The organism is Paeniglutamicibacter sp. GQ140 (assembly GCF_059759235.1).
In genome coordinates this window covers 1-9,031 of record NZ_JCAXDW010000023.1, presented here as the reverse complement: position 1 = coordinate 9,031, position 9,031 = coordinate 1, and the positions used below count along the sequence as shown (strand labels likewise).

The 9,031-nt window shown below is 64.7% G+C and carries 7 protein-coding genes and 1 riboswitch; of the genes, 5 read left to right on the top strand and 2 right to left on the bottom strand.

Going from position 1 to position 9,031, the window contains the following annotated elements; genetic code table 11:
• Positions 1-58: 58 nt before the first annotated feature.
• The gene (locus tag AC6CHY_RS19875) at positions 59-1,393 is read right to left on the bottom strand and encodes an LLM class flavin-dependent oxidoreductase (protein ID WP_498228050.1); all 1,335 of its coding nucleotides are present in this window, start codon (positions 1,391-1,393) and stop codon (positions 59-61) included.
• An 18-nt stretch (positions 1,394-1,411) separates the two neighbouring features.
• Positions 1,412-2,176, bottom strand: coding sequence for a 3-oxoacyl-ACP reductase (locus AC6CHY_RS19870; protein WP_498228048.1), 765 nt, complete (start codon positions 2,174-2,176; stop codon positions 1,412-1,414).
• Between the two features lie 78 nt (positions 2,177-2,254).
• Positions 2,255-2,348, bottom strand: a riboswitch (TPP riboswitch).
• Positions 2,349-2,483: 135 nt separating this feature from the next.
• Here AC6CHY_RS19870 and AC6CHY_RS19865 point away from each other — a divergent pair.
• The 5 genes from AC6CHY_RS19865 to AC6CHY_RS19845 all read left to right on the top strand — a co-directional run.
• Positions 2,484-4,844, top strand: a complete 2,361-nt coding sequence (locus AC6CHY_RS19865; protein WP_217387698.1) for a Tex family protein — start codon at positions 2,484-2,486, stop codon at positions 4,842-4,844.
• 152 nt (positions 4,845-4,996) lie between these two features.
• Positions 4,997-5,392 (top strand): SdpI family protein, encoded by a 396-nt coding sequence (locus tag AC6CHY_RS19860; protein WP_217387618.1) that lies wholly within the window; start codon positions 4,997-4,999, stop codon positions 5,390-5,392.
• Between the two features lie 144 nt (positions 5,393-5,536).
• Positions 5,537-6,025, top strand: coding sequence for a ferritin (locus tag AC6CHY_RS19855; protein ID WP_217387619.1), 489 nt, complete (start codon positions 5,537-5,539; stop codon positions 6,023-6,025).
• A 297-nt stretch (positions 6,026-6,322) separates the two neighbouring features.
• On the top strand, positions 6,323-7,273 hold the full coding sequence (locus tag AC6CHY_RS19850; RefSeq protein ID WP_217387620.1) for an SH3 domain-containing protein: 951 nt from the start codon (positions 6,323-6,325) through the stop codon (positions 7,271-7,273).
• A 210-nt stretch (positions 7,274-7,483) separates the two neighbouring features.
• Positions 7,484-9,031, top strand: a 1,548-nt coding sequence (locus tag AC6CHY_RS19845) for an SH3 domain-containing protein (protein ID WP_498228046.1), incomplete at its 3' end; no start/stop codon positions are given.

Below are 9,031 nucleotides of genomic sequence, written 5' to 3'. Positions count from 1 at the left end.
ACGGGAATTCACCCGTTAATCCTGCCAAACCGAACCACCAGCGATTAGGAGACACGCCCTAGCCGGGTAGAGGCACGGATTCCAGTCGCGCGGGCTTGGCCAGACCCAATGTTTCACGCAATGTGGTTCCCGGGTACGACGTGCGGAACAGACCGCGCTCTTGGAGGACCGGCACCACGAGTTCCACGAAGTCGTCCAATCCCGCGGGGAAGCTTGGGCACATGAGGTTGAAGCCGTCGCAGGCGCCCGTGGCGAACCATTCCTCGATCTCGTCCGCGACCTGCGAGGGAGTGCCGATCATGGTTGCATGCCCTCCCCCCGCGGCCAGGAATCCCAGCAGTTCCCGAAGCGTGGGCTGCTTCGTTTCAATGATGCGTTGCACCGTGAGGTAGCGGCCCTGCGGGCCGGAGAATTCCCCGGCGGGAGGCAGCCCGGCCACGGCCCCGTCCAGCGGATGGGCGGTGTAGTCCTGGCCCGTGAACAAGTTGAGCTGGGCGATGGCCGAGTCGATGTCCAGATAGGCATCCAGCGCGGCCTTCTTGGCCCGTGCTTCCTCCGGCGTGGCACCGATATACGTGACCAGCCCGGGAAGGACCGGAACCGTGTCCCCGGAGCGTCCGGCCAGGACCAGCCGTCGGCGGATGTCCGCGGCGTATTCCAGCGCCGATTCCCTGTCCCAGGAAACGGAGTAGATGGCCTCGGCATGCCGGGCGGCAAACGAGCGCCCGGATTCCGAGGAGCCAGCCTGGAAAAGCACCGGCCGCCCTTGTGGGCAGCGGGGGACGGTCAGCGGGCCGGCGACCGAGAAGTGGGTGCCGCGGTGATTGACCGGGCGGATCTGGGACGGATCAAGGAATTGACCGGCCTCGCGGTCCACAGGCAGCGCCGAATCGGACCACGAATCCCACAATCCCTGTACGGCATCCACGAACTCCTCGGCGCGCTCATAGCGTTGTGCATGGCCAGGCAGGGCGTCCATTCCGTGATTGCGGGCCTCTGCATCGAACATGGAGGTCACGACGTTGATCCCGGCGCGTCCGCCACTGATGTGGTCCAGCGAGGCCAGCAGGCGCGCGGCATGGAACGGTGTGTAGAAGCTGGCCGAGATTGTGCTGACCAGCCCGATGTTTCTGGTGGCCCGGGCCATGGCACTAAGGGCGGTCACCGGCTCCAGGAACCAGGGGATCCCTGCCGCGTATTCGTGGTTCACGCTCTGTCCGTCGGCAAAGAAGACAGCGTCCAGGCACCCGCGCTCGGCGAGGCGGGCCAGCTCCTCGTAGTAGGCAATGTCCCCGACACGGTCGGCGCTCGAGTCGGGGTGGCGCCAGCCCATGGTGTGGTGGCCCGCTCCGTAGATGAAGGCGTTCAAGTGCAATTGGCGAGTAGTGCCCATGGCAGGTGCCTGCCCTTCCTAGTTCATCACCAGTCCGCCGTCGACAACCAGGTTCTGCCCGGTCACCGCCCGGGACCACGGGGAGGCAAACAACAGTGCGGCGTCGGCGAATTCGGCCGGGGAAGTGACCCGGCGCAGGGGAGTGGAGTCGGCGATCAGGTCGAAGACGGCCTCGGGGGTGGCGGCCGACGCGTCGGTGGTGCGCAGCAGGCCCCCGGAAATCATGTTCACGCGGATGTTTTCCGGACCAAGGTCCGAAGCGAACGTGCGGGTCAGGGACAGCAGTGCCGCCTTGGCCGCGGTGTAGTCGTGGTACGGGACCACGGGGTTCTGGAAGAGGTTGGTCCCGATATTGATGATGTTGCCGAAGCCCGCAGTTCTCATGCCCGGCAGCGTTGCCTGGATGGTGTTCAGCGCGCCTCCGATGACGCCGGTGAATTGCGCGCCGAATTCCGAGTACCCAATTCCGTCGGCCTTCGCGCGTGCGTCTCCGTTGAAGGAAAAATTAGGCAGGGCATTGTTGATGAGCGTGGTGATGGGAGCGCCAAAGTGCCCGCGCGCGGTGGCCACCAGTTGTGCGACCTGATCCGGCTCCGCCACGTCGGCGTGGACTGCGATTGCTCGACTGGCCCCGAATTCCGCGGCCAGTTCATGAGCGGCGGATTCGCTGGAGCGGTAATTCAGTACGATCCGAGCGCCCTCGCGGGCAAAGGCACGGGCCAGGTCCGTGCCGAGCCCTCGTCCAGCGCCGGTGATCAACACGGTTTGGTCCTTGATAAGCATCTTCTTGCACCCTTCGGTTGGGCGAAAGGATGCCATGGAACCAGCCGCCGGGTGCCCAAAAATCGGGTGCAAGCGCAGTTCATGCCGGACCGGCATCCCTTCGCTCGGATTATCGAGATCAGGTTCAACGGGTCTATCTCTCAGCCGCCAGGCGGCACCCCGTGTCGAGTCCTGTGGCCAACCTAGCACCGGTCCGAGGCAATTCTCGAATCACGGGCAACGCAGCGGAGGCGACACACGCCTGGCGCGATCCGTCCCTGTCAGCGGGCTGGGGCACCGATGCGGCAAACTAGTGTGGGTGAGCCAGATGCGAATAATCCAGACCATTGCCGCCGAGCTAGCTTCAGGGGGTGCCTCGGTTGCCGACTGGCAGGTGAAGGCCGCCGTCGAATTGCTCGACGCCGGATCCACCGTTCCCTTCATTGCCCGATACCGCAAGGAAGTCACCGGCACCCTGGACGACACCCAGCTACGGCTGCTCGAGGAGCGGCTGCGCTACCTGCGTGAATTGGAGGACCGCCGGGAAGCGATCCTCAAGGCGATCGAGGAGCAAGGCAAACTCACCGATGAGTTGCGGGCCGCCATCTTGGCCGCCGGGACCAAGGCTGAGCTCGAGGACCTGTACCTGCCCTACAAGTCCAAGCGCCGCACCCGCGCCCAGATCGCGCGCGAGGCGGGGCTAGAGCCGCTGGCCGACTCCCTGATCTCCGACCCGGCGCAGGACCCCGAGGCCCTGGCTGCCACGTTCCTGAACCCCGAACACGACATCAATGCCGCAACCGACGCGCTGGCAGGTGCCCGGGCCATCCTCACCGAACGTGCCTCGCAGGATGCGGTGCTGGTCTCCGAACTGCGTGAACGGCTCTGGACAGGAGGCAAGATTGCCTCCAAGATCGCCCCCGGCGCCCCGGCCTCGGACGCCGCAAAGTTCTCCGACTACGAGGACTTCGTCCAGCCCGTAGCTTCCCAGCCCTCGCACCGCATCCTGGCGCTGTTGCGCGGCGAGCGCGAGGGAGCGCTGAACCTCGAGCTCGCCGAGGCGGATCCGCGCGACGACGCAGCGCTCTCCAAGGCACGCGCAGGATACGAGGCCGCCGTCGCCCGCTCGCTGGGCATCAGGGCCGGCGCGGATGCCCCGGCCGGCAAGTGGCTGGCGCAAACCGTGCGCCTGGCCTGGCGCGGACGGCTGCTGGCACGGCTGGAGGCGGACCTGCGTACGCGGCTCTTTGAGGCCGCGGAGGAAGCCAGCGTCAAGGTGTTCGCAGCCAACCTGCGCGACGTTCTGCTCGCAGCTCCCGCCGGGAACCGGGCGGTGCTGGGCCTGGACCCCGGGCTGCGCACCGGGGTGAAGGTCGCGGTCGTGGACGCCACCGGCAAGGTTGTGGACACCGCCACGATCTACCCGCACGCGCCGGCCAACAAGTGGGGCCAGTCCGTTGACACCCTGGTGGGATTGGCCGCGAAGCACGGTGCCGAACTGATCGCAGTGGGCAATGGAACGGCCAGCCGGGAGACCGACAAGCTGGCCGGGGACGTGATTGCCAAGCTGACCAACAAGCCGGCCAAGGTGATTGTCTCGGAGGCAGGAGCCTCCGTGTACTCGGCCTCGGCGCTGGCAAGCGCCGAACTGCCGGAGCTGGATGTCTCCATCCGCGGTGCTGTGTCCATTGCCCGCCGGCTGCAGGACCCGCTGGCCGAACTGGTGAAGATCGAGCCCAAATCCATCGGTGTGGGACAGTACCAGCACGACCTGACCCCGGCCAAGCTGGACCGCTCCCTGGACGCGGTGGTCGAGGACTGCGTAAACGCCGTCGGGGTGGACGTGAATACCGCCTCCCCGGCACTGCTGGCCCGCGTCGCGGGCGTCGGGACGCTGTTGAGCCGCAACATCGTCGAGCACCGCAACGCCAACGGCCCCTTCACTACCCGCAGATCCCTGCTGAAGGTCCCGCGACTGGGCGCCAAGGCCTTCGAACAGTGCGCCGGATTCCTGCGGATCACCGGAGGCAAGCAGGTTCTGGATGCCTCCGCCGTGCACCCCGAGGCCTACGGGCTGGCCGAAACGCTGTTGGCGGCGGCCACCGCGCAGAACCAGTCTGTGGCCACGCTGAATGCGGCGGACTTCGTCACCGAGCAATTCGGCCTGCCCACGGTCAAGGACGTCATGGCCGAGCTGGTGCGCCCTGCCCGCGACCCGCGCCCCGACTTCAAGACCGCGAACCTCAAGGAGGGCGTGGAAAAGATCTCCGACCTGCAGGTCGGAATGGTCCTGGAAGGCACGGTTTCCAACGTGGCCGCCTTCGGTGCATTCGTTGACGTGGGCGTCCACCAAGACGGCCTGGTCCACGTCTCGGCCATGAGCAACAAGTTCATCTCCGACCCGCGCGAGGTTGTCACCTCCGGCCAAGTCGTCAAGGTCAAGGTCCTTGAGGTGGACCCGGCGCGCAAGCGCATCTCATTGACCCTGCGTCTGGACGACGAACCGGGTGCCAAGACCGAGCGGTCTGAACGGGCGCCGCGTGGCACCCGGGGACCGGAGGCGCGGGCCCCACGAGAGTCCCATGGGGCACCCCGCGCCAACAGGGGCGCACAGCAGGGGAGCCCCAAGGCCGCAGGCGGCAACACGGCCATGGCCGAAGCCCTGCGTCGTGCGGGACTGAGCGGCTAGCGTCTGCCGAGAGCACCACCGAATCGGTGGCGGCCCCAATGGGCCGCCACCGGAAATGCAACGTTTCCCGGAACTGGCGTAGCGTTGCAGGCACTGCCCACGTGAACCTGCACCGGCGTGCCGGCCACAAACCGCAAGGAGAGAAGCGCGCCATGGACGGCGAATCACTGACCGAATTGATCGCGACTGCATTCATGGTGCTGCTCATGGCCGCGATGGCATGGATGATGAGGGCCGCGGCCTCCGGGCGGATCAAGCGCAATCCCTGGGTCGGGATCCGCACCGCTGCCCTGATGCACTGCGATACGTGCTGGCTCCTGGGCCACCACGCGGCGGCGAACAAGGGCATCTTGGGCTGCTGGCTTGCCGCGTTGCTGATGGCAGCCAGCGGCATCGTTTCCATGCTGGTGGCACTTCCTGCTTTTGTCCTCCCCGCAGCCACGATGGCGGGCGTGGCAATAATGCTGGGCGGCGTGTTGCTTGGGCTGCGCGACGCCAACCGGGCGGTTGCCAAGATCCACGCCGGGGAACGCATTATTTCCTCCTGACCGGGCCCAGCCCGGGAGTCCGAACCAAGGTGAGCATCACCTTGGTAGCACCTCCCCGGGACCCAAAGCATGCCATATTTACCCCAAGGTAAGTACGGCCATACTTCGGTGACAAGGCCCAAAGGAGTGCGTAGCGTGGGTGCCATGGAACTTACCGGAAAGCTTGCAGACGCATTCAACGACCAAATCACCCTGGAACTCCAGGCCTCGACGGTGTACCGCCAGCTGGCCATCGAAATGGATGTCCTGAGCCTGCCGGGCATCGCTGCCTGGTTCCGGGCCCAGTCCGCCGAGGAACTGGAGCACGCGGAAAAGTTCATCGCCCACATGACCAATCGCGGGGCGCACCCCTCGATCGGTGCCATTGGGGCCCCGGAATTGAACGTGGCTACGGTGGACGGTGCCTTCCAGGCATCCCTTGACCACGAGAAGAAGGTCTCCGAATCGATTCGCGACCTCTATCGCCTTGCCCACAATGAGGGCGACATTGACTCGGTGCCACTGCTGACCTGGTTCATCGAGGAGCAGGTCGAAGAGGAAGCCACCGTCGGTGAAATCCTTGACCGCGTGAAGATGATCAACAACGACGGCAACGGCCTGCTTCGCCTGGACGGCGAACTGGCTGCACGCTAGGAACGACCGTCGCGGGTCACCCGTGACGATGATGTGACCAAGGCCCCCGGCTCGCGACTGGGGGCCTTGGTCGTGTGTGCAATAACATGGGGTAGGGCATGTCCAGGTGCCGCGCCCCGATACGTGGTTTTACGTGAACGATCCGGGCGGATAGTGACGCCTTCAGGGCGTTGCTCCACACATGCCAGTTCCAGGTCAACCACTTGTTCAGTGAGGTCATCAAAACGTGTTTCACATCCGTGCACGCATGGCTTTGACCAACCCCGGTGCGGTCGCGCCCCGGTACGGAATGGCCGCATGAAGAAGTTCGACTTCGCACGCACGGCGCCGATGCCGGCCCCGGTGCAAACCGCGGGACCCACGCACCGCACCACGGCGGAACTCAAGCTGCGCAAGGGTGCCGGCAGGCACTACTCGGTCCAATATTTGATTCCCCAGAGCACCCCGGTGTATCTGCTGCGTGTCAGCGGCTTGTGGGCAAGCGTGCAGCACGGCCAAACCTTTGGATGGCTTCCGGCCCAGTGCCTTGAGCGCCTCGAGGCGCCCCGACGCATGCCCCAGGTTCCGGTGCGCCCGGTCGCCAGCCAGTCGCCGGTGGGCTCGGCCGCAGTCGGCGGCGCCGCCAGCGCGCCGGAAGTGCCAGACGAAGACTTCATCCCCACGCACCGCAGCACCGCCGACCTGAACTTGCGCAAGGGCTCGGGCACCAACTATCCGGTGCTGCGCGTGCTGGCGGCAAATATCCAGGTCCGCAAGTTGGACGAGCTGGGCACTTGGGCAAAGATCTCCACCGGCAAGGACATTGGCTGGGTTCCCAGCGCCTATCTGGCTCGCATCAACGTGAGTCGCCCCTCCACCGGGATACAGCCCATGGCCCCGACCGAGTTCACCACCACCGTGCGCTTGAATGTCCGCAAGGATGTAGGCGACCACTTCCCGGTACTGCGTATCATTCAGGCTGGGACCCTCGTCAAGGTCAACGGGAAACTGGGGCCGTGGCGCCGGATTTTGCTGGATCAGGAAACCGGCTGGGTCCCGGCGAGCCAGCTGCAATTGCGGTACGTCGCCTCCACTGCTCCGGTCACCACCACCGCGACCACCCTGTACCGGGGAGCCTCCGCCAATTACCGTGCCCTGGCCGAGCTGGGCGCCGGCGAGCAACTTGAGGTCATTGCAAGTCGCGGACAGTGGACCAAGGTCCGTGCTGGAAATCTTGAAGGTTGGGTCCACAGCTCCCACTTGGGCTGACAAAACCAAAACATTGCCGAAACTCCCTGCCATTTGTTGTACTTAGTGCATAAAGTATGGGATTGGGGGCAGAACTTTGTGGCGCTCCCGCACACTCACACCTACTTGTGGATTCCTTCCGGGGCCACAAACCTTTCTTGAGGGAGACCACCGACGATGGCCATGCCGAAATGCTTCCGCGCCCTTTTCTCGGGGGTGTTGGTTGCGGGTTTGGTTTTTACCGCCCTGCCCGCCGTCTCCCAAATACGGGTGGATGCCGAAACCTCCAGCAAGATCCGCGCCGGCATGTTCGCCTTGCCGCTGGATTCGAAAACCTACCGGATGACCTCTCCTATGGGGCCGCGCTGCATGCCGGTGGTGGGAGGATCCACCCACCACCTGGGCCAGGACATGGGCACGGCAAACGATTCCCCGATCTATGCGGTGGCAGCGGGAACCGTGCGCAAGATCGTTCGGGGCACCAATTCGACCTCGGGCCAAGTCGTGGTCACCCACCGGATCGACGGGACGACATATGAATCGGCCTACATGCATATGTGGCCCAATGACGTCCTGGTCAAGGAAGGCCAAAAGGTAGAGGCAGGGCAGAAGATTGCCTTGGTGGGATCCTCCGGTCCTTCCACGGGCCCGCACCTGCACCTGGAAATATGGAAAGACCGTTTCTACTCCAGCGACGGAAACGTGCGCAATCCGGCCACCTTCCTCAAATCCCGTGGGCTCGACCTGAATTCATACGCCACGAAAAGTTATTCCGAATCGCTGAAGACCTGCACGTACTATGCGCGAGGCAAGGCGGAACTCTTCGCCTCCCCCTCGGCCACCTCGAAGGTCTTGGACCGGCCGAGCCGCAACGCACAGGTCAGTAGCCAACCAGGTGCCATCAACGGACTGCTCAACGGATCCTTCGTCAAGGTCATGTACGGCTCACGCACCGGTTGGATGAATCGTTTCGCTGTCACGCCCAATAAGTTGGCGGCAGCACCCGAGTGGTCAATGACCTCCACGGGAACCGTGACCAATGGCGTCCGGGTGCCCTTCGCCAAATACAGCAATCCCAATGGCCTGAACATGCGGTCCGGGGCGGCCACCTGGTACTCGAAGCTTCTGACGATTCCCGCAGGATCCACCTTTGAAGCCTTTGAGAGTTCCGGCGGCTGGGTCCGGGTGAAGTACAACGGAACCGAAGGCTGGGTATCGGAGGGACTAGCGCGCAAGACCGCCACGATCGACCCGGCGAAGCTTGCCGCGACCCACGAGACCGTTCGCGATCTCAAGCTGCGTTCGGGAGCCGGAACCACGTACAACGAAACCCAGTCGATCAAGCGGGGAACCAAGGTCGCCGTACGCCAGGTCCGTGGCACCTGGTCCGAGATCCAGGCCGGGAAATATTCCGGCTGGATCAGTTCGGCGGACATGAAGAAGATCGGTGCCGTAACGCCCCAGACGGCAAAACCGCCGGTAGCGAAGCCCGCACCGACCAAGCCAACGCATGAGACGACCACGAAGCTGAACCTGCGTACCGGTGCCGGCACCAACACCAAGATCGTCAAGGTCCTGGACCGTGGCACCGATGTCATCGAGCTCCAGCGTCAGGGAACCTGGAGCCAGGTGAAGGCGGGGAACGCCACTGGTTGGGCCAGCAACACCTACCTCCGCGCCCTCAAGCCCCTGGCAACGCCGCCGAAACAACCGGCGAAGCCGAAGCCTCCGTTGGTCCAGCCGGTGAGGAAGGCGACCTATACGACCAAGGCCAAGGTC

What these genes read in the sequence shown, in the direction of transcription:
- AC6CHY_RS19875 (WP_498228050.1), bottom strand. Translation starts at nt 1,393, where the DNA reads ATGGGCACTACTCGCCAATTGCACTTGAACGCCTTCATCTACGGAGCG.
- AC6CHY_RS19870 (WP_498228048.1), bottom strand. Translation starts at nt 2,176, where the DNA reads ATGCTTATCAAGGACCAAACCGTGTTGATCACCGGCGCTGGACGAGGG.
- AC6CHY_RS19860 (WP_217387618.1), top strand. Translation starts at nt 4,997, where the DNA reads ATGGACGGCGAATCACTGACCGAATTGATCGCGACTGCATTCATGGTG.
- AC6CHY_RS19855 (WP_217387619.1), top strand. Translation starts at nt 5,537, where the DNA reads ATGGAACTTACCGGAAAGCTTGCAGACGCATTCAACGACCAAATCACC.
- AC6CHY_RS19865 (WP_217387698.1), top strand. Translation starts at nt 2,484, where the DNA reads ATGCGAATAATCCAGACCATTGCCGCCGAGCTAGCTTCAGGGGGTGCC.
- AC6CHY_RS19850 (WP_217387620.1), top strand. Translation starts at nt 6,323, where the DNA reads ATGAAGAAGTTCGACTTCGCACGCACGGCGCCGATGCCGGCCCCGGTG.